20 protein-coding genes and 3 tRNA genes are annotated in these 18,853 nt (G+C 55.1%); 11 read left to right on the top strand and 12 right to left on the bottom strand.

Features of this window, described 5'->3' with window-relative positions:
* The first annotated feature begins 54 nt into the window (after positions 1-54).
* Positions 55-1,731 (top strand): glutamine--tRNA ligase/YqeY domain fusion protein, encoded by a 1,677-nt coding sequence (locus H573_RS0108530; RefSeq protein ID WP_027873891.1) that lies wholly within the window; start codon positions 55-57, stop codon positions 1,729-1,731.
* Between the two features lie 95 nt (positions 1,732-1,826).
* The gene (gene cysS, locus H573_RS0108525; RefSeq protein WP_307682045.1) at positions 1,827-3,224 is read left to right on the top strand and encodes a cysteine--tRNA ligase; all 1,398 of its coding nucleotides are present in this window, start codon (positions 1,827-1,829) and stop codon (positions 3,222-3,224) included.
* Here the strand turns inward: cysS and H573_RS17590 are convergent.
* Genes H573_RS17590 through folD form a run of 3 tightly spaced genes read right to left on the bottom strand, consistent with a single transcriptional unit; the run spans position 3,221 to position 5,100 of the window.
* Positions 3,221-3,586, bottom strand: coding sequence for a VanZ family protein (locus H573_RS17590; protein WP_051171138.1), 366 nt, complete (start codon positions 3,584-3,586; stop codon positions 3,221-3,223). The genes cysS and H573_RS17590 overlap by 4 nt on opposite strands.
* Before the next feature lie 2 nt (positions 3,587-3,588).
* Positions 3,589-4,245 (bottom strand): lysophospholipid acyltransferase family protein, encoded by a 657-nt coding sequence (locus H573_RS18975; RefSeq protein WP_051171137.1) that lies wholly within the window; start codon positions 4,243-4,245, stop codon positions 3,589-3,591.
* A gap of 9 nt (positions 4,246-4,254) precedes the next feature.
* Positions 4,255-5,100: a bifunctional methylenetetrahydrofolate dehydrogenase/methenyltetrahydrofolate cyclohydrolase FolD gene (gene folD, locus H573_RS0108510; protein WP_027873889.1), complete on the bottom strand. Its 846-nt coding sequence runs from the start codon at positions 5,098-5,100 to the stop codon at positions 4,255-4,257.
* Positions 5,101-5,266: 166 nt separating this feature from the next.
* Between folD and H573_RS0108500 the strand changes: the two genes are divergently transcribed.
* The 3 genes from H573_RS0108500 to H573_RS0108490 all read left to right on the top strand — a co-directional run bounded on the left by H573_RS0108500 (position 5,267) and on the right by H573_RS0108490 (position 5,544).
* A tRNA-Pro gene (locus H573_RS0108500) sits at positions 5,267-5,343 on the top strand.
* A 24-nt stretch (positions 5,344-5,367) separates the two neighbouring features.
* Positions 5,368-5,444 (top strand) — tRNA-Arg (locus H573_RS0108495).
* Between the two features lie 24 nt (positions 5,445-5,468).
* Positions 5,469-5,544, top strand: a tRNA-His gene (locus H573_RS0108490).
* Between the two features lie 174 nt (positions 5,545-5,718).
* On the opposite strand, the gene H573_RS0108485 is transcribed toward H573_RS0108490, so the two are convergent.
* The 5 genes from H573_RS0108485 to H573_RS0108465 form a co-directional block, all read right to left on the bottom strand.
* On the bottom strand, positions 5,719-6,477 hold the full coding sequence (locus H573_RS0108485) for a pyridoxine 5'-phosphate synthase (protein WP_027873888.1): 759 nt from the start codon (positions 6,475-6,477) through the stop codon (positions 5,719-5,721).
* Positions 6,478-6,489: 12 nt separating this feature from the next.
* Positions 6,490-7,068, bottom strand: coding sequence for a peptidylprolyl isomerase (locus H573_RS0108480; RefSeq protein ID WP_027873887.1), 579 nt, complete (start codon positions 7,066-7,068; stop codon positions 6,490-6,492).
* 4 nt (positions 7,069-7,072) lie between these two features.
* Positions 7,073-7,744, bottom strand: a complete 672-nt coding sequence (locus tag H573_RS0108475) for a TIGR04211 family SH3 domain-containing protein (protein WP_027873886.1) — start codon at positions 7,742-7,744, stop codon at positions 7,073-7,075.
* Between the two features lie 87 nt (positions 7,745-7,831).
* Positions 7,832-8,131 (bottom strand): YciI family protein, encoded by a 300-nt coding sequence (locus H573_RS0108470; RefSeq protein ID WP_027873885.1) that lies wholly within the window; start codon positions 8,129-8,131, stop codon positions 7,832-7,834.
* A gap of 2 nt (positions 8,132-8,133) precedes the next feature.
* Positions 8,134-8,847: a VC0807 family protein gene (locus H573_RS0108465; protein WP_051171135.1), complete on the bottom strand. Its 714-nt coding sequence runs from the start codon at positions 8,845-8,847 to the stop codon at positions 8,134-8,136.
* Positions 8,848-8,961: 114 nt separating this feature from the next.
* Here H573_RS0108465 and H573_RS0108460 point away from each other — a divergent pair, with 114 nt between their 5' ends.
* The 5 genes from H573_RS0108460 (at position 8,962) to rluB (ending at position 12,891) form a co-directional block, all read left to right on the top strand.
* A complete protein-coding gene (locus H573_RS0108460) occupies positions 8,962-9,789 on the top strand; it encodes a PHP domain-containing protein (RefSeq protein WP_027873883.1) in 828 nt (275 codons plus the stop codon).
* Between the two features lie 18 nt (positions 9,790-9,807).
* Complete coding sequence (locus H573_RS0108455; RefSeq protein WP_027873882.1) at positions 9,808-10,437, top strand: L-threonylcarbamoyladenylate synthase; 630 nt, start codon at positions 9,808-9,810, stop codon at positions 10,435-10,437.
* A gap of 128 nt (positions 10,438-10,565) precedes the next feature.
* Entirely contained in the window at positions 10,566-11,399 is an 834-nt protein-coding gene (locus H573_RS17580) for a segregation and condensation protein A (protein WP_036256258.1), read from the top strand.
* A gap of 44 nt (positions 11,400-11,443) precedes the next feature.
* The gene (gene scpB / locus H573_RS19530) at positions 11,444-12,097 is read left to right on the top strand and encodes an SMC-Scp complex subunit ScpB (RefSeq protein WP_234701850.1); all 654 of its coding nucleotides are present in this window, start codon (positions 11,444-11,446) and stop codon (positions 12,095-12,097) included.
* Complete coding sequence (rluB, locus tag H573_RS19525; protein ID WP_027873881.1) at positions 12,097-12,891, top strand: 23S rRNA pseudouridine(2605) synthase RluB; 795 nt, start codon at positions 12,097-12,099, stop codon at positions 12,889-12,891. Before scpB ends, rluB begins: the two co-directional genes overlap by 1 nt.
* 88 nt (positions 12,892-12,979) lie before the next feature.
* On the opposite strand, the gene rmf is transcribed toward rluB, so the two are convergent.
* Entirely contained in the window at positions 12,980-13,183 is a 204-nt protein-coding gene (gene rmf, locus H573_RS0108435) for a ribosome modulation factor (RefSeq protein WP_027873880.1), read from the bottom strand.
* Between the two features lie 235 nt (positions 13,184-13,418).
* Here rmf and rlmKL point away from each other — a divergent pair, with 235 nt between their 5' ends.
* Positions 13,419-15,599 (top strand): bifunctional 23S rRNA (guanine(2069)-N(7))-methyltransferase RlmK/23S rRNA (guanine(2445)-N(2))-methyltransferase RlmL, encoded by a 2,181-nt coding sequence (gene rlmKL, locus H573_RS0108430; RefSeq protein ID WP_027873879.1) that lies wholly within the window; start codon positions 13,419-13,421, stop codon positions 15,597-15,599.
* 6 nt (positions 15,600-15,605) lie between these two features.
* Here rlmKL and H573_RS18970 read toward each other — a convergent pair whose 3' ends face one another.
* From H573_RS18970 to H573_RS0108415, 3 genes are all read right to left on the bottom strand, one after another.
* Positions 15,606-16,136 (bottom strand): acyloxyacyl hydrolase, encoded by a 531-nt coding sequence (locus H573_RS18970; protein ID WP_051171134.1) that lies wholly within the window; start codon positions 16,134-16,136, stop codon positions 15,606-15,608.
* A 156-nt stretch (positions 16,137-16,292) separates the two neighbouring features.
* Positions 16,293-16,499, bottom strand: a complete 207-nt coding sequence (locus H573_RS0108420) for a cold-shock protein (RefSeq protein ID WP_022957413.1) — start codon at positions 16,497-16,499, stop codon at positions 16,293-16,295.
* Between the two features lie 203 nt (positions 16,500-16,702).
* Positions 16,703-18,835: a YgiQ family radical SAM protein gene (locus H573_RS0108415; RefSeq protein WP_027873878.1), complete on the bottom strand. Its 2,133-nt coding sequence runs from the start codon at positions 18,833-18,835 to the stop codon at positions 16,703-16,705.
* Between the last annotated feature and the right edge of the window lie 18 nt (positions 18,836-18,853).

Genomic DNA, 18,853 nt, shown 5'->3' with positions numbered 1-18,853 from the left:
TTTATGCATCGTGCGCCTGTCACTGGCGCAATAAACCAAGAGATATGCGATTCAATGAGTGAACAAGACGTCACTGGTAATAACTTTTTGCGCGGCATCATCCGCAAGGATATCGAGGAAGGCCGCCTGAGTGGTTCACTGGTCACCCGATTCCCTCCGGAGCCCAATGGCTTTTTACATATTGGTCACGCCAAGTCGATTTGCTTGAACTTTGGTCTGGCCGAGTACTTTGGCGGCCAGTGTCATTTACGTTTCGACGACACCAACCCTGCCAAGGAAGAGCAGGCCTACATCGATGCTATTCAGGAAGATATTCAGTGGCTGGGCTATCAGTGGGCGGGGCCAGTACGCTATGCCTCTGATTATTTTGACACGCTCTACGAGTACGCGGTGGCATTGATCAACGCCGGTAAGGCATACGTGTGCGAACTTAGCGCAGAGCAGGCGCGAGAGTATCGCGGCACGTTAACTGAGCCGGGCCGAAACAGCCCCTTTCGCGAGCGCAGCCCTGAAGAGAACCTCGCTGAGTTCGAGGCGATGCGCAACGGTGAGTACGAAGAGGGCGCGAAAGTGCTGCGCGCCAAAATCGATATGTCAGCGCCGAATATCAATTTGCGCGACCCGATCATTTACCGCATTCGCAAGCAGACCCACCACCAAACAGGCGATAAGTGGTGCATTTATCCCACCTACGATTTCACCCACGGTCAGTCCGATGCCATTGAGGGGATTACGCACTCTATCTGCACCTTGGAGTTTGAAGATCACCGCCCGCTGTACGAATGGTTTATAGAAAATCTGCCGGTGCCAGCCGAGCCCAAGCAGTATGAATTTGCGCGTCTGAACATCAATTACACCGTTACCAGCAAGCGCAAGTTGAAAGCACTGGTTGACGAGAATGTTGTTGCTGGCTGGGATGACCCGCGCATGCCAACTATTGCCGGGATGCGTCGTCGTGGCTTTACGCCCGCAGCGCTGCGCCATTTTTGCGAAATGGTGGGTGTGGCCCGCAGTGAGGGAATTGTCGACATGGCGATGCTTGAGCACGCGATCCGCGATGACCTCGATAAAAATGCGCCGCGCGCAATGTGTGTGATGGATCCGCTAAAGCTGGTTATTCATAATTACCCGCAGAGCCAGGTGGAACAGCTTGGTGCACCGGGCCACCCTAATCGCGATGACCTGGGTGAGCGCCAGTTACCGTTTACGCGGGAGGTTTACATCGAGCGTGATGACTTCCGCGAAGAGGCGAACAAGAAGTTCAAGCGGCTGGTGCTCGGTAAAAAAGTCCGCTTGCGCAATGCCTATGTGCTGCTCGCTGAGCAGGTGGTCAAAGACGAGCAGGGCAATATTGTTGAAGTTCACTGCAGCTATGACCCAGACACTCTCGGTGCAGACCCCAGTGATGGCGTAAAACCCAAGGGGGTGATTCACTGGGTTTCTGCCAGTGAAGGCCGTCGGGCGACGGTTCGCATTTATGACCGGCTCTTTAACCACGCCTCACCGGATCGCGGCGGTGAAGACTTCTTGGAGCATGTTAACCCCGACTCATTCAGTGTTGTGGAAGGCTGCTGGATAGAGCCGGGCTTGGCCAATTGCGCGCCGGAAAGCCGCTTCCAATTTGAGCGCACCGGCTATTTCGTTGCCGACCGTCACGAGCACTCGGCGGAGCAGCCCGTATTCAACCGCACCATTGCGCTGCGCGATAGTTGGGGTAAGGCGGAGGCCTGAGGCCACCACATAGGCACTACGCTTTAATAGTCACTACCCTTAAATAGATACTCGGCGCCCGTCAAGGCGCCGACGGAATAAGCGAAAGCATCAGTATGCAGATATACAACACCCTGAGTCGCAAGAAAGAAGCGTTCACACCGATCGACGCTGGCAAAGTGAAGATGTACGTTTGCGGCATGACCGTCTACGACTATTGCCATTTGGGGCACGCGCGGGTGTTGGTGGCCTTTGATGTGATCAGCCGCTATTTGCGCGCCAAGGGTTATGAGCTGACTTATGTGCGCAACATCACCGACATCGACGACAAGATCCTTCGCCGCGCAGACGAAAACGGTGAAGCTTACACCGCATTGACCGAGCGTTTTATAGCGGCCATGCACGAAGATGCGGAGCGGCTGGGTATTGCGCCTCCCGATGCCGAGCCGCGAGCGACTGGGCATATAGAAGATATTCTGGCAATGATCACGCAGTTGATCGAGCGCGGTTTTGCCTACGCGGCAGACAACGGCGATGTTTACTATCGTGTGAGTCGCTTCGAGGGCTACGGCAAGCTATCCGGTAAGAAGCCGGATGAATTGTTGTCGGGGGCGCGAATAGCGGTTGACGAGGCCAAGGAAGACCCCCGCGATTTTGCGCTGTGGAAGGCCGCAAAACGCGGCGAAGTCAGCTGGCCGTCACCCTGGGGAGAGGGGCGCCCCGGTTGGCACATCGAGTGCTCGGCGATGTCTACCTGCTGCCTTGGCGATAATTTTGATATTCACGGCGGTGGCCCGGATTTGGTTTTCCCCCACCATGAGAACGAAATCGCGCAGTCTGAGGCGGCTACTGGCAAGCCCTATGCGAACACCTGGATGCATGCAGGGGCCGTGCGTGTGGACAACGAAAAAATGTCCAAGTCACTGGGTAACTTCTTCACCATTCGGGAAATTCTCGACAAATATCACCCGGAGGTGGTGCGCTATTTTCTGATCTCCAGTCACTACCGCAGTGCCATCAACTACTCCGAGGATAACCTGCAAATCGCCAGGCAAAATCTCGAGCGCTTCTACCACGCCTTGAAAGGGCTGCCCCTCGAGCCGGTAACGCCATACAACGAATTGCCAGCGGACAACCGCTATGTGCAGCGCTTTGATGCGGCCATGAGTGATGACTTTGCAGCACCGGAAGCGCTGGCCGTGCTATTTGACCTGGTGCGCGAGCTCAACAACGCCCGCGCAGCTGGCGAGGACGCAGCAGTGACGGAACAGGCGGCGCTGCTGCGTTCGCTCGGCGCGATACTGGGCATCCTGGGTTGCGAGGCAGAGGCCTTCCTGCAGGCAGGCAGTGCCGGTGAATTGAGTGCCGAGGAGATTGAATCTCTGATCGCCGAGCGAGTGCAGGCCAAGAAGGACCGGGATTTTGCTCGCGCCGACGGTATTCGTGCTCAACTGCTTGAAGGTGGTGTGGTGCTGGAAGACAGTCGCGAGGGGACGACCTGGCGGCGGGCCTAAGCTCGCCGACGTCGGCGTTTAATCATTGCGCCAACCGCGCTCATTGCTGCAAAGGCAATAATCACGCCGAGGCTGTTGGCAAGCAGGTCGCCGCCTGATGGCGCGCGGCCGGGCATCCAGGATTGGCCGTATTCCATGGCGGCGCTATAGAGAATAATCGCGATGGCGAATAGCAGGCGTCCTTGCAGGGTGTTGGCGACCGGATAGGCGAAGCCCATAAACACCGCGTAGGCAATGAAGTGTTGGGCTTTGTCCCAGAGCGTGATGTCCGGCATGGTGCTTGCGGGTGTTAGCGATAGGGCGGTGATGACAGCGGCGTACACGGATAGCAGCAGCCATTGCTGCCAGCGCTTAAGCCACATGGCTATACCTTCTCTTGCTGGTAGTCGTCGGCCAGCAGCCCTTGCAACCGGCGCTCGGCGACTTTAGTGATCGCGTCCACATCGGTGTCCGCCGAATAATCTTCAAGCGGGAAGCGCTCGTTATGGAATGTCACCGAAGTAAAGGGCAGGGGAACCTTGAATTTGTCCCATGTTGATTGAATGCGCCAGCCTTTGTAATCCACGCGCATTAAGTAGAGTGGGAGCCCGGTCTTTCTCGCGAGTGCTACCGCACCGGCTTTCATTTCGTGGCGTGGGCCGCGAGAGCCGTCTACCGTGAATACCGTTACCGATGCCGTTTTACTTCGTCGCAACAGCTGGAAAAACGCATCTCGGCCGCCGCGGCTCGGTGAGCCGAGTGCCACTTGGTAACCGTAGCGCTCCAGGGCTTTACCGATGGCATAGCCAAAGTGATTCTGCGAGGCGATCGTGCTGGCATTGCTGTGTGCAAAGTACTTGCACAGCGGCAGTAGCTCGTCGTGAAACACCGCGATTACGCACGGCGTTTCAATGCTGGGTTTATTGCGAAAGCGCACGCTGCGCGTCAACAAAAATAACCCGTGCATAAAACCGATTAAAATACCGCGTGCTGCTTTCTGCCCCGGGCCAATAACCTTGGGCTTGCGTTGTCGTTTTGCCACGGAGTCGCCTTAGGCCAGTGCTTTCTCGCCTGAATCGACGCTTTGGAATATGAGGGTGTTAATGGTCATGGGGCCAACACCGCCCGGTACCGGAGTAATGGCACTTGCGCGCTCGTGCAGCGGGGCGAGCTCAATATCGCCAACGCCGCCTGGGTGGTAACCGGCATCGACGACAACAGCGCCATCTTTCACCCACTCAGCTTTAATAAACTCCGGTTTGCCCACGGCGCCGACGAGAATATCGGCCTGCTTGATCAGCGCGGGTAAATTTTGCGTTCGGGAGTGGCAAATGGTGACTGTGGCATTGGCTTCCAGCAACATCATTGCCATGGGCTTGCCAAGAATCGCGCTGCGGCCAACGACAACAGCGTGCTTGCCTTCGATATCAATCTTGTAGTGCTCCAACAGGCGCATGATGCCTTTGGGAGTGGCGCAGCCGTAGGCGTCTTCGCCCATTGCCATGCGGCCGAAGCCCAGGCAGGTGACGCCGTCGACATCTTTATGCAAGGCGATAGCGTCAAAACAGGCGCGCTCATCAATTTGGGCGGGCACGGGGTGTTGAAGGAGGATGCCGTGCACATTGCTGTCGTTATTCAGTTCGTCGATCTTTGCCAGCAACTGCTCGGTGGTCGTGGAGGAGGGTAGCTCAACGGCCATGGAGTCCATGCCGACGCGTCTGCAGGCGTTGCCTTTCATCTTTACGTACGTCGCAGAGGCGGGGTCGTCGCCAACCAAAATCGTCGCCAGAATGGGGGTTTTGCCACCGGACTTTTCTTTGAGTGCTGCCACTCGAGTTGAAAGCTGTTGTTCCCAGCTTGCCGCCAGTGCCTTGCCGTCCAGAATTTGTGCCGCCATCCCGGTTGTCTCCGAAAAAGATGATTGAAAATAAGCTGTTATTGTCGCACGCCGAAAATGCACTGGCCAATAAAGTCGTAAGTTTTTTTTCTAAAATTGTTGACGCCTCAGAGGTGTCTGCGTATCATGCGCAGCTCCTGTAAGGGGGCATGAGTTACACATGTTTCGGGGTATAGCGCAGTCTGGTAGCGCGCCTGCTTTGGGAGCAGGATGTCGGGAGTTCGAATCTCTCTACCCCGACCATTTCGTCAACTCTTGACGCTTTTTGCGCCCGTAGCTCAGCTGGATAGAGCAACGGCCTTCTAAGCCGTCGGTCACAGGTTCGAATCCTGTCGGGCGTGCCATTACAGGTCAAGTCATACGTTATGGTGGCCGTAGCTCAGTTGGTAGAGTCCAGGATTGTGATTCCTGTTGTCGCGGGTTCGAGCCCCGTCGGCCACCCCATCTTATTGTCTTAATTTTCTCCTCGAATTATTTGCCGTACAGCATCGCGACGGTCGTCGTGTCTTCGTGCGTTATGTTTTGATGCTTTGTTTATTGCGTTTGGGTGGGCATCCCGGCGGCGTTCCAGCGGCCTGTGTTTGCGCGCTGCTAATAACGCCGCCTCGCGGAGCAGTTCTAGCGAAGGCAGTCCAGGTAGGCGGCAATCGCTCGATCCAGGCCGAGCTCAATAGCGTCCACGGTGAAGGCGTGACCGATCGACACTTCCAGCAGTTGATCCACGCTGCGTTTGAAGAGCGCTAAGTTGTGCAGGTTAAGGTCGTGGCCTGCATTCAGGCCCAAGCCGCTTTCGGCGGCAACGCGGCTGGCGTCGACGAAACGGGCGAGGCGGTTCTCCTGCTGGGGGCTCCCATAGGCTTGGGCATAGGGGCCGGTATACAGCTCGATGCGGTCGGCGCCGAAGGTTTTGGCTAGGCGTATTTGTTCGGCATCGGGGTCCATAAACAGGCTGACACGAACACCCATTGCACGAAGCTCTTCGATAATAGGCGCAATTTTTTCTCCGTCGCGCTTGAGGTCGAAACCGTGGTCGGAGGTTAGCTGGCTGTTGTTGTCCGGCACCAGGGTGCACTGAGCGGGGCGAGTCCGGCGAATGATCTCCATGAAACCGGGGTAGTCGCTGACGCCAGTCCGATCGCTTTTCATGGGAGCGGCCAGCGGGTTGCCTTCAATATTAAACTCCACGTCCAGCACGTCTGCTAAGGCGTAGCAGTCGTCTGCCCGTATGTGGCGCTGGTCGGGGCGAGGGTGGACGGTGATACCGTGTGCGCCTGCGGCAATACAGCGCTTCGCGTGTTCGATGACACTTGGGTACTCGGTGTCGCGCGAGTTTCTGATTAAGGCAATTTTGTTCAGGTTGATGCTGAGTGCGGTCATCGCGGCCTCTGGCTATTTAGTGGCGGGGCTAGCCTTGCTGATGCTGATTCGCTCCAGAATAATCGGCTCCATGGGCACGTCCTCAAAGTCGCCGACGCGCTGGGTGCGCACATTGCTAATGTCTCTTACGACATGCTGACCATCAATGACATGGCCGAACACCGCGTAGCCGTCGCGGCCCATGCGTGCGTCGAGAGAGAGATTCATTCGCAGGTTAATAAAAAACTGCGAGCGGGCACTATTCGGGTCGTCGGTTCTCGCCATGGCAACCGTCCAGCGCTGATTGCTCAGCCGGCTCGCCTTGGACTCGTTAACAATCGGTTCGCCGTTGGGTTTTTCAACCATATCCGCTGTAAAGCCGCCGCCTTGAACGACAAAGCGGCGAATGACGCGATGAAAAATGGTTCCGTCGTAAAAACCGCTTTTCGCGTAATTGAGGAAATTTTCCACGGTAATGGGCGCGCGGTCTGGCAACAACTCAATGCGGATATCCCCCTTGCTGGTGTGCAGGGTGACAATGGGCTTGTCGTCGGCCTGAGCTGGAGCAGTGCTCAGTGAGAGTAAAAGGCATAATAAAGCAGTTATACGCATCGTCTTAGCCCCATTCGGAGCGACGCTTAGGCATCATGCGCGGGACGATAAGAGCGATCATTACGCCGATAAGCACAGCGAAAGCGCCGTTTAGGAAAAATTCGTTTTCTTTGTTTTCACGCAGGCGGGCGTTATCGGTTTTAAGCACATCGACCTCGCTGCTCAGCATCTGATTGCTCTCAAGCAGGCGGCGGTTGTCGCTGTCGAGTTTAATGGCGTTGGCGGAGATGCGTTTGATAGCATCCAGCTCCTCGCTGAGGGCGGTGTTCTCGCGTTCTAATTGTTCCACAATGGAGGCGGTCTGCTCACTGCTTTGCGTGGTGTTTTTGAGTTGCTCGCGGAGGGCTTTGTTTGCCTCATTGAGCTTGCTGAGTTTAGCCTCCGCTTCTTTTAAGCGTGTGCGAGCGACGGGCGCCTCGACAAGATAGTGGCTGGGCAACCAGCCTTCGGTACCGCTTGTTGTTTTGACTTTAGAGTAGCCCGTGCTCTCATTGGTGGTAATGAGTTCGAGCTTAGTGCCACTGGGTAGGCCGCGATGAACGATTCGGTATTTGCTGCCGTCGCCAACACGAAGTGGTACATAAACCTTGTCGCTGATGTAGCGGGTTTCGGCGAACAGTTGGCCAGAGAGGGTGAGCAGGACGGTCACAAGGCCGAGAAGGGTGAGTTTCTTCACTGTTAATTCCACTTTAAAAAATTGCGGTAAGGTATTAATGAATAAGAGTAATGTACATGGTTGCAGACTGCAATTTGGCGCCTTTTTCTAGGGCAGTACTTTTTTAAACGGTTTCACACTAACTTTGCTGTACACGCCGGCCGCAATGTATGGGTCTGCATCGGCCCAGCGCTGAGCATCTTCCAGACTGGGGAATTCGGCGATCACCAGGCTCCCGGTAAAACCCGCTTCACCTGGGTCGTTGCTGTCAATAGCGGGGTGAGGGCCGGCAACTAAGAGTCTGCCATCGGCTTTTAGTTCCTCTAAGCGCGCAAGGTGGGCGGGGCGCGCGGTCAGGCGCTTTTCTAAGCTGTTGCTGACGTCTTCACTGATAATGGCGTAAAACATGATTAGTTTTGATCCTGGTGTAATCTAAAAATCTGTTCGAGCTCCAGTGCAGTGAGGCTCTTAACTCTATTCATTAGGTAGAACAGGGCGCCCATCATCACGATGGTGCAGGGCAGTGCGATGACTGGGAAGCTGAGTCCGGTCATTTTTCCCAGCTCGGCGCTGTACTCGGGGGTGCCGGGAGGGCTGACCAAAATAAACTTGGCGAGCAGGTAATTCAGGGTCGAGGATAGGAAAAAAGAGAAAGCCAGTAAGTAGGTTGCTCGGCGAAGGGCTATGTTGAAGGCGTTGTGGGCATTGTGCTCACTAAGCGCCTTCTCGATACGTGCGGTGTCGACAACCTCGTCGTTGAACAACAGCGTTTTGATCAGCGGATAGGGCGTGTATAGTGACAGCAACGTAGCAAGGCCTATCAGGCCGGGGATCGCCGCCTCTTTAATGGCGATATATTGAGGGTCCAGCTCCAACAGGCTGATCCCGCCGGTCAGTAAGATGCTGACAAAACCGAGTATGGAAAAAATGTTGGTGCGGCGGGTTTTTATGTAGTCCCATGCACCGAAGCTTACGGGAAAAGCCAGTGCGATAACGATGCTCAGGCTAGGCCCCAGGTCTTCTTCACCGCTGAACTTGGTGAGTATCAACGTCGGTATCACAATATTGAATAAAAGGTTGGTCACGGCACTGTGCCGTGGCTTGCCCTGATTGTTTGGGGGCATGGTTCGTCCTGTGGTCGGGATTGTCTGCGCGAATGCGCGGCTCACTATAACCATTTTCCCGCGTTATCACTAGCGCAGGGAGTGAGCGCCACAGAGGTGCTGGAGTATTAAAGCTTGATAATCGATTTACACACCCATAGCACCGCCTCCGACGGCGGTTTGGCGCCCCAGGAGTTGGTCGCCCGCGCGGTCGATCGCGGCGTTGATCTGTTGGCAATTACTGATCACGATACGATCGATGCTTATCAGACGCTAGAAAACGTTCCCAGCGATCTGCAGCTGGTGTGTGGCGCGGAGTTTTCATGCAACTGGAATGGCGTCAACATTCACGTATTGGGTTTAGGGCTAGACGTATCTGAGCCGCTGCTGTGCGATGCCATCGCGGGGCAGAAGGTGGCGCGGGAGCAGCGCAGCGAGACAATTGCCGCCCGTTTGAGCAAGAAGGGCATCGATATTGATGTTGAGGCATTGCGCAGCAGTGTGGCTGACCGGCCGCTCGGTCGCCCAGACTTCGCCCGTTATATGGTTGAAAAGGGCTATGTGGGGTCGATGAATGAGGCCTTTGACCGCTTTTTGGGCGCTGGCAAAATTGGCGATGTAAAAGCGATGTGGCCATCGTTGGCATCTGTGCTGTCATGGATACATGCTGGCGGTGGTGTGGCTGCGATTGCTCACCCTATGCACTACAAAATGACCAATGCAAAGCTGCGTCGCTTGCTCGCAGAGTTTAAAGACCTGGGCGGCGAAGCGCTGGAGGTGTGTAATGGCCGACCTGCGGATCAAGAGTTGCGCTATCTGCGTGATCTGTGCAGACACTTTGAGTTTGAAGCGTCGGCTGGCAGTGATTTTCACCACTTAAGTCAGTGGTGTGACCTTGGCTGTGATGCCGAGGTAGTGGGAAATTGTCAGCCGGTATGGCAGCGTTGGCTAAGGGCCAGCTGACCACATTTAAGGATAATTATGAGTCAATTTTTTCAGATCCACCCCGAAAACCCGCAGGCACGGTTAATCAAACAGGCGGCCGATATCGTCCGTGGCGGCGGCGTGATCGCTTACCCCACCGACTCGGCCTATGCGCTGGGCTGCCACCTCGGAGATAAGAGTGCGCTGGAGCGTATCCGTGCGATTCGTCGTTTGGACGACAAGCATAATTTTACGCTGATGTGCCGCGATCTCTCTGAGTTGGGTAACTATGCCCGGGTTGATAACAGCAGTTTTCGATTGCTCAAAAATCTTATTCCCGGGCCCTATACCTTCATCTTGCGTGCTACGCCCGAGGTGCCTAAGCGCCTTCACCATCCCAAGCGCAAGAGTGTGGGGCTACGCGTACCCGACAACCAAATTTGCCTGGACCTGCTAGCGGAGCTGAATGAGCCGCTAATGAGTGTGAGTCTGATTCTACCAGGCGAAGAATTGCCGATGACGGACCCCTATGACATTCGCGATACGCTGGCGAACCACGTCGATTTGGTGATTGATGGTGGTTACTGTGGCATGGAAGCAACGTCTGTGGTCGACCTCGTGGATGACGTGCCAGTAGTGCTGCGCCGTGGCCTTGGCGATGTCAGTCAATTTGAACAAGCGCTGTGACGCTCGAGCAGATAGCCGTATAATCGCCGGCTAAGTTAAAACAGGGGGCGCTCGTGCAGCAGGGCAACGGTCAGGATAACGAACAGCCGGTAGCAGAAAATCTGCCCGGTGCGCCCCGCCGTGCCCCCATGCAGCACGCGATGGACATCGTTAGCCTCAAGGCGCTGCGCAGTCGGCCCCAGCAGGGTGAAATGCCGTTTGCGATTGTCCAGGGTAAGCCGCTTACCGAGTTGCCAAAGGATTTGTATATCCCCCCTGAAGCCTTGGAGGTCTTCCTCGAGGCCTTCGAAGGGCCGCTTGACCTGCTGCTTTATCTGATCAAGCGACAGAACATCGATATTTTGGAGATAAACGTTGCTCAGATCACTGAGCAATACATGCAGTACGTCAATATGATGAACGCCATGCAGTTCGAGTTGGCGTCCGAGTATCTGTTGATGGCGGCAATGTTGGCGGAAATTAAATCCCGGATGCTACTGCCGCGCTCCAGTGAAGAACTGGAAGACGACGAAGATCCCCGCGCGCAGTTAATAAGACGACTGCAGGAATACGAGCGCTTCAAGCAGGCCGCGGAGAATATCGATCAGCTGCCGCGGGTTGGACGCGAGACTTACCTTAGCGACGTGGCTCCGCCGCCAATGAAAAAGGTGAAGCAAGAACCCGATGTCGATCTGAAAGAATTGATGCTAGTGCTCAGTGAAGTCTTGCAGCGCGCAGATTTGTACATTAGCCACCAGGTCGAGCGGGAAAAGCTGTCCACTCGTGAGAGAATGTCGGAAGTATTAGCGAGGCTGGGCGGCGATACCTTTGTGCCTTTTGTCTCACTGTTCAAACCCGAGGAAGGGCGTCTCGGGGTTGTTGTGACCTTTTTGGCTATTATGGAGCTCATTAAGGAGTCTCTGGTTGAAATTGTTCAGTCAGCGCCTTTTGCCCCCATTCACGTTAAAGCTAAGAACACCTGATGATTGACGCGCAGCACTTACAAAGAATACTCGAAGGAGCGCTGATGGCAGCGGGAAAGCCGCTAACACTCGCTCAGTTGGCTGAACTCTTCGACGAACAACAGCGGCCTGCGACCAATGCAATTCGCGATGCTCTGGCGCAAATTGAGCGGGATTGTGAGGGCCGTGGTTACGAACTCAAAGTGGTGGCCAGTGGTTATCGCTTTCAAGTGCGAGAAGAGCTCGCGCCCTGGGTAGGGCGTTTGTGGGACGAAAAGCCCCAGCGCTATTCACGCGCGCTGCTAGAGACTTTGGCGTTGATTGCTTACCGCCAGCCGATTACTCGCGGTGACATAGAAGAAATACGGGGCGTCGCGGTCAGCTCTCACATTGTTAAAACGCTGCTGGAGCGAGAGTGGGTGCGCGTTGTTGGCCACAAAGATGTGCCGGGTCGACCGGCCATGTACGCGACCACGCGCCAGTTTTTGGACTATTTTAATCTCAGTAATCTCGACGAACTGCCCAGTCTGGCTGAGATTGCCGATTTAGATTCTTTGAACTCAGAGCTGCAGTTCGACAAAGAAAATCTTGCCGAGGCCAGCGCCGAGTCAAATACTACCGAAGCCGAAGCCGAAGCCGAAGCCGAAGCCGAAGCCGAAGCCGAAGCCGAAGCCAAACTCGTCGATGAGGACGACACAATGACAGAGATAAAGCACTGATGAGTGCCGAAGACGAAAAGTTACAAAAGGTGCTTGCTCGTGCAGGCTTGGGTTCACGCCGCGAAATGGAGCGCGCGATCAGCGATGGTCGGGTGCAAGTGAATGGCGAGCTCGCGACACTGGGCGATCGTGTAGACAAAGAAGCACGTATTGTATTTGATGGGCGCCCGCTTAAGGCGGACACCGGCAGCAAGCGGCCGCGCGTGCTGCTCTACAACAAGCCCGAAGGGGAAATTTGCAGCCGTAAAGACCCGGAGGGGCGGCGCTCGGTATTCGACCGTTTGCCGCGTTTGTCCGGTGAGCGTTGGATCTGTGTAGGACGCCTTGATTACAACACCACCGGGCTATTGTTGTTTACCACCGACGGTGACCTTGCCAACAAGTTGATGCACCCCTCGACAACCATCGAGCGTGAGTACCTGTGCCGTGTAATGGGGAACGCCAGTGAGCATAACTTGCAGGCCTTAGTCGATGGTGTGCAGTTGGATGACGGCGTCGCCCGCTTTACCGATATTGTAGATGGTGGTGGTGAGGGCATTAATCACTGGTACTACGTGGTTATCATGGAAGGGCGTAATCGTGAGGTGCGCCGCTTATGGGAATCGCAGGGCTTGCAGGTCAACCGCCTCAAGCGTGTGCGCTATGGCAATGTTTTCATCCCCTCAAAAGTTAAGGTTGGAATGTGGACGGAGCTACCGGATCGCGAGGTAGATGAAGTCTATGAAATGGCGGGTTTGACGCCACCGGAGCAAAGCAAGCCAGAAGCCAAGCCGGGCCGCCGCAGCCGCCGTTAAGTAGAAAAAGCCCGCGAAACGGCGGGCTTTTTGGTCTTTTGCACAACAGCCAGTGATTGGCTGTTGCTATGTCGATAGAGACGCGGGATTAGTGAAACGCTTGTTTTTGGAGTGCGGTGGCGGTGTCGATACCGTCCCAGTGGTCGACGCGGCCTTCGCGCCATCCAGAGATCCATTCCTGCTTGAGTTGTTGCTGAGTATGAGGGCAATTTTCTTTGTTTTTCCCGGCGATTCCTGCCTGATAACCACGTTGGTAGGCGCGCTCAGTCATGTCGCGTTTCTGTCTTCTCATAGGGCATAAGCCTCCATTGTTCAACGTGCACTCACCACGCCAAGAGCAAAGCGTGGCAAACCCAGATTGGCGCGATGTGCGTCAACCGAATTACCATGTAAGCAAACTTTCATAAATCTCGCGAAGATCGATTTCGCATAAGGCAGAAGCGTTTTATAGAGTTCGCGTATAAAGTCGCTAAGCTATTGAGAAGCAATATGAATTACCTGAATCACAATGTCCCGGGTGGGTATTTATGAGTCAAATGCAGTCGCTAATCCTCAGTTGTCCGAAGGGGCTCGAAGGGTTGTTGGGAGACGAGGCGGAGCGTTTGGGCGCCGTGAAACGCGGCGAAACCGTTGGCGCGGTGACGGTTGACGCTGCGCCTGAAACGCTATATCGCCTGTGTCTTTGGTCTCGGCTGGCGAATCGGGTACTGCTGCCACTAGCGGAGTTCCCTGGCGACAGTGCGCAGCAATTATACGATGGCCTGCATGCCATCGACTGGCCTGCGCATATGCGAGAGGGCAGCAGCCTTCTCGTAGACTTTGCCGGGCGCAGCCGCGAGATACGCAACAGCCACTTCGGCGCTCTGCGTTGCAAGGATGCCATCGTTGACCGCTTTGTCGAGGCCGGGCAAGAGCGGCCAAATATCGCCAAATCGCAACCTGATATTCGTGTTCATGTGCGGTTGCGTAAGGGCAAGATACTGGTTGCTATCGACTTGTCGGGTGATAGTTTGCACCGGCGTGGCTACCGGCAAAGTGGTGCGCTGGCGCCATTGAAAGAAAATTTGGCGGCTGCGCTGTTGCTGCGGGCCGATTGGCCGGGGGTTGCCAGTCGCGGTGGAGGGTTGATTGATCCCATGTGTGGCAGCGGTACCCTGTTGATCGAAGCAGCGATGATGGCAATGAATATTGCACCGGGACTGCAGCGCAAGCACTGGGGGTTTGCAGCCTGGTCTGGTCATCAGCAGGCCTTGTGGCGGCAGCTTCACGATGAAGCAATGGACTTGCAGCGGCAGGCACACCGCCGAAACTGGCCGCAAATTTGGGGCTATGATGCGAACGGTAAAGTCATTGCGCAAGCGCAGGACAATATCCGGCGTGCGGGCCTTGCTCAATTCGTGAAGGTGGCGCGCGGCGAGTTGTCTGAGCTGTCGCCACCCGGTAACGAGGACTTACCCGGACTGCTAATTTGTAACCCCCCGTATGGCGAGCGCCTTGGCGAAGAAGCCGAGTTACTGCACTTGTACAGGCGCTTGGGTCAGAGTCTTCGCGAGGATTTTCAAGGTTGGCAGGCGGGGGTGTTTACCGGTAACCCGGATCTCGGGAAGCGAATGGGCATTCGCGCTTGCAAGCAATATCAACTTTTCAACGGCACCATACCGAGCAAGCTGCTGTTGTTTGAGGTTGAACAACGTTATTTCGTAACCGAGCGTCAACCTGAGCAGCAACAGGCAGCGATTGCGCCCGCACTAAGTGCCGGAGCGCAAATGTTTGCCAACCGCTTGCGAAAAAACCTAAAGCGCCTGGATAAGTGGCGTCGCCGCAACGAGATAAGCTGCTTTCGTGTTTACGATGCGGATATGCCTGAATATGCCGTTGCCGTGGATTGCTATGGTGACGCCGTGCATGTCAGCGAATATGCCGCGCCGTCATCGGTCAATGACGACGATGCCCGTCGCCGTCTGGGCGAGGTGATGCAGGCCTGTGCTGACGTGTTTTCGCTGCCCGTAACAGATATTGCGTTAAAGGAACGGCGGCGTCAGCGCGGTAAGTCTCAGTACGAACGCCAAGCCCCGCAAGGCAAGGTGCTAGAAGTGCGCGAAGGCCAGGCCACGGTACTGGTGAATCTATACGACTACCTCGATACCGGGTTGTTTCTCGATCACCGGCCCGTGCGTTTAGACATTGCCGAGCGAGCGCGCGGCAAGCGGTTTCTGAACCTTTTCTGTTATACCGCCGTTGCCTCGGTGCACGCGGGGCTGGGGGGCGCGCGCCATACGACGTCGGTTGATATGTCGCACACGTACCTGAAATGGGCGCGACAAAACCTGTCACTCAATGGCTTGAGCGAGGCGCGCCACCGCACCGAGCAGGGGGATGCCAGACAGTGGTTGGCAGATTGTGAGGAGGAGTTTGACCTGATTCTTCTCGATCCACCGACCTTCTCTAATTCGAAAAGAATGGACGATGTACTGGATACCCAGCGTGATCACGCCGAACTGATTGCTCAGGCGATGCGCTGTTTGGCCAAAGACGGCTTATTGATCTTTTCTACCAATAAGCGCGACTTCATACTGGATGAGGCGCTGGCTGAGCGTTTGGAGATTGCGGACCGCTGCACTTGGTCGCTAGACGAGGATTTTAAGCGGCGCAGTAAACCCATACATTATTGCTGGTACATTACTCACCGCCGGGGCGCGTCTGCCTGACCTTACTTAAAACCGACGACCGAGACGAATGCCGTAGGTGTCTAGCCCGCGGTTGTTGTCGTCGTTGAGGATGCCACCGTTGGAAATGTGGTCTAAGTAAAGGCCAACACTGTATAGCGGGTTAATTTGGTAGCCGAGGTTAAATTCGGTGTGAAACAGCACTCGAGAGCCCATTTCACGGCGCTCGGCTGACTTTTTCTCAAGGTCACCATCGTGAACAGCAAGCCCAAAGCCCAGCTCAAAATATACTGGCGATTCACCGAAGTTCCATTTGGGGTTGAGTCCGCTGTAGAGATAGCTGGTGCCATCGGCTGTGTTAATAACGGCGCCGCCGTGAGCAAACAAGCCGCCCCAATTGTATTGTTTTAAATGGTGGTAGTACGCCAGCGTGACGTCGGGGCCGTCTTCCGTTTCGCTGGCAATGGGGCCTTTGTTGTGGGCCAGTACACCAAAACGCCATTCGTGTTCACCAGCTTGGACGAAGGGGCTAAATATTAGGCCAAGAGTCAGTGCTGTAGCTTTTATTGCGGCTTTCATGCGGAATCCTTTTTGTTGTTAGCGCTGATTAAAGCGTATTTCCCTGTCGAAGTGAAAAATAATCCGGCAATGTTTTTCATAGTGCTATGTGTCTCGGTCAAAACGCAGACACAAAAAAGGCGGCTTTCGCCGCCTTCTTGTCACCGCATTCTTTACTTAGATAACGGTTACGTTCGCTGCTTGAGGACCTTTTTGGCCGCTCTGCACGTCAAACTCAACAGCTTGACCTTCTGCCAGCGTTTTGAAGCCAGAGCCAGAAATGGCGCTGAAGTGAACAAAAACGTCTGGGCCGGAATCCTGCTCAATGAAACCAAAGCCTTTAGTCTCGTTGAACCATTTTACTTTACCAGTGCTTCTGGACATGTCTTAAAACCTCGTTGTCTATAAGTTTGCCTTGTATGGCTTGAGCTGAGATAGGCAGGGTAGTTATGAAACAGAACGAGGTACTAAAAACGACTTCGTGGTGCTTTTACATAAAACCAAGCTGCATCTATAGCCAGCAAGCTCATTATATACACAGTCTGAATAGGTATAGAAAGCCTTTTGCCAGCCATAAAATGAATTTTTTATGTCGTTTTTCTAGGGGGAAGTCCGGTGTGCTGCGTGAGCATGCGGCCGCGCTTCGGTTTTTTACTTTTCCAGTTTGCCGGTTGGCGCGGCGGCACGAGATGCTTTTTGCCATAGCCAATCAAATCCTTGCGGCCCATCTTTAGCAGCGATTCGCGCAGCGCAGGCCAGCCCTCAGGGTCGTGGTAACGTAGGTAGGCCTTGTGCAAACGTCGCTGTTTCAATCCCTTGGCACTGAATACATTTTCACTGCGACGGCTTACCTTGCGTAACGGGTTTTTCCCCGAGTAATACATTGCCGTCGCATTAGCCATTGGAGAGGGGTAGAAGGCCTGCACTTGGTCGGCGCGAAAGCCGTTGCTTTTCAGCCACAGTGCCAGGTTCATCATGTCTTCATCGCGGGTGCCGGGATGCGCGGCAATAAAATAGGGGATGAGGTACTGTTCTTTACCCGCTTGTTTGGAGTATTTGTCGAACATGGCTTTGAAACGGTCGTAGCTGCCCATGCCCGGTTTCATCATTTTGCTCAGCGGCGAGTCTTCTGAGTGCTCGGGTGCAATTTTTAAATAGCCGCCAACGTGGTGGGTGACCAGTTCTTTGACGTACTCGGGCGTTTCCACGGCCAAGTCATAGCGCAGGCCGGAGGCGATAAGGACTTTTTTAACACCGTTCAGGTTGCGGACTTCCCGGTACAGCTCGATAAGCGGTGTTTGGTCGGTGTTTAAGTTTTTGCAAATACCGGGGTAGACGCAGGAAAGGCGACGACAACTTTTTTCTATCGCTTCGCTTTTGCAGGTCAGTTGCCACATATTGGCGGTGGGACCGCCGAGGTCCGACACAACACCGGTGAAGCCCGGCGTTTTGTCGCGAATTTTTTCCACTTCTCTGACAATAGAGTCTTTTGAGCGGCTTTGAATAATCCGCCCTTCGTGTTCGGTGATAGAACAGAAGCTGCAGCCGCCAAAACAGCCGCGCATGATATTCACCGAGTTGCGAATCATTTCATACGCGGGAATCCGCGCCTCGCCGTACTTGGGGTGAGGGCGGCGCTGGTAGGGCAATTCAAAGACCCAGTCGAGCTCTTCTGTCGTGAGTGGAATGGGGGGCGGGTTGAGCCAAATTTCCTTGTCGCCATGGCGCTGAACCAGTGCGCGAGCGTTACCCGGATTGGTTTCCAGGTGAAGCACTCGCGCTGCGTGGGCGTAACTGACGGGGTCTTTTTTTACCGTTTCATAAGCGGGTAGGCGAATAACCGTTCGCTCTGCCGGTGCGTCGCTTTTGCGGGCCTGCCTCGGGTCGATAATGGTGATGGTCTGCGCAGCGTCTGACTCGCTCGCTGCCTTTGCCTGTTCAGTTTTGCAACTGGGGTCAGCGCTGGTGTCGACATAGGGGCTGGTAATCGGATCCACCTTGCCGGGCCGGTCAATATCGCTGGAGTCCACAACCGTCCAGCCGTTTGGCACTGCATCGCGAATAAATGCGGTGCCGCGAAGGTCGCGAATTTGCTCTACCGGCTCGCCGCGAGACAGTCGGTGAGCGAGGTCGACAATGGCGCGTTCGGCATTGCCATACAGCAGAATATCCGCTCGCGAGTCCATGAGAATTGAGCGGCGGACTTTGTCGCTCCAATAATCGTAATGCGCGATGCGTCGCAGGCTTGCTTCGATCGAGCCGATAACAATGGGGCAGTCTTTATAGGCTTCGCGGCAGCGCTGGGCATAGACGATAACGGCGCGATCGGGGCGCTTGCCGCCGACGTTATCCGGTGAGTAGGCATCGTCGTGACGCAGTCGGCGGTCTGCGGTATAGCGATTAATCATCGAGTCCATGTTTCCGGCGGCCACACCGAAGAACAGGTTAGGTTTGCCCAGTGCGGTGAAAGGCTCTGCTGACTGCCAGTCCGGCTGAGAAATAATGCCAACGCGGAAGCCCTGGGCTTCCAATACGCGCCCAATAACGGCCATGCCGAAGCTTGGGTGGTCCACATAGGCATCGCCGGTGACAATAATGATGTCGCAGCTGTCCCAACCCAACGCGTCCATTTCTTCGCGGCTGGTTGGCAAGTATGGTGCGGTGCCGAAGCACTCTGCCCAGTAGGGGTGATGGCTAAAAATGGCCGGTGGTAAAGGCATGGCGTAGCTACTCTCGAA

The sequence above is a fragment of the Neomelitea salexigens DSM 19753 genome (assembly GCF_000422345.1).
GTDB classification, from domain to species: Bacteria; Pseudomonadota; Gammaproteobacteria; order Pseudomonadales; family Spongiibacteraceae; genus Spongiibacter; species Spongiibacter marinus_A.
This window is presented reverse-complemented; position numbering and strand designations above follow the sequence as displayed.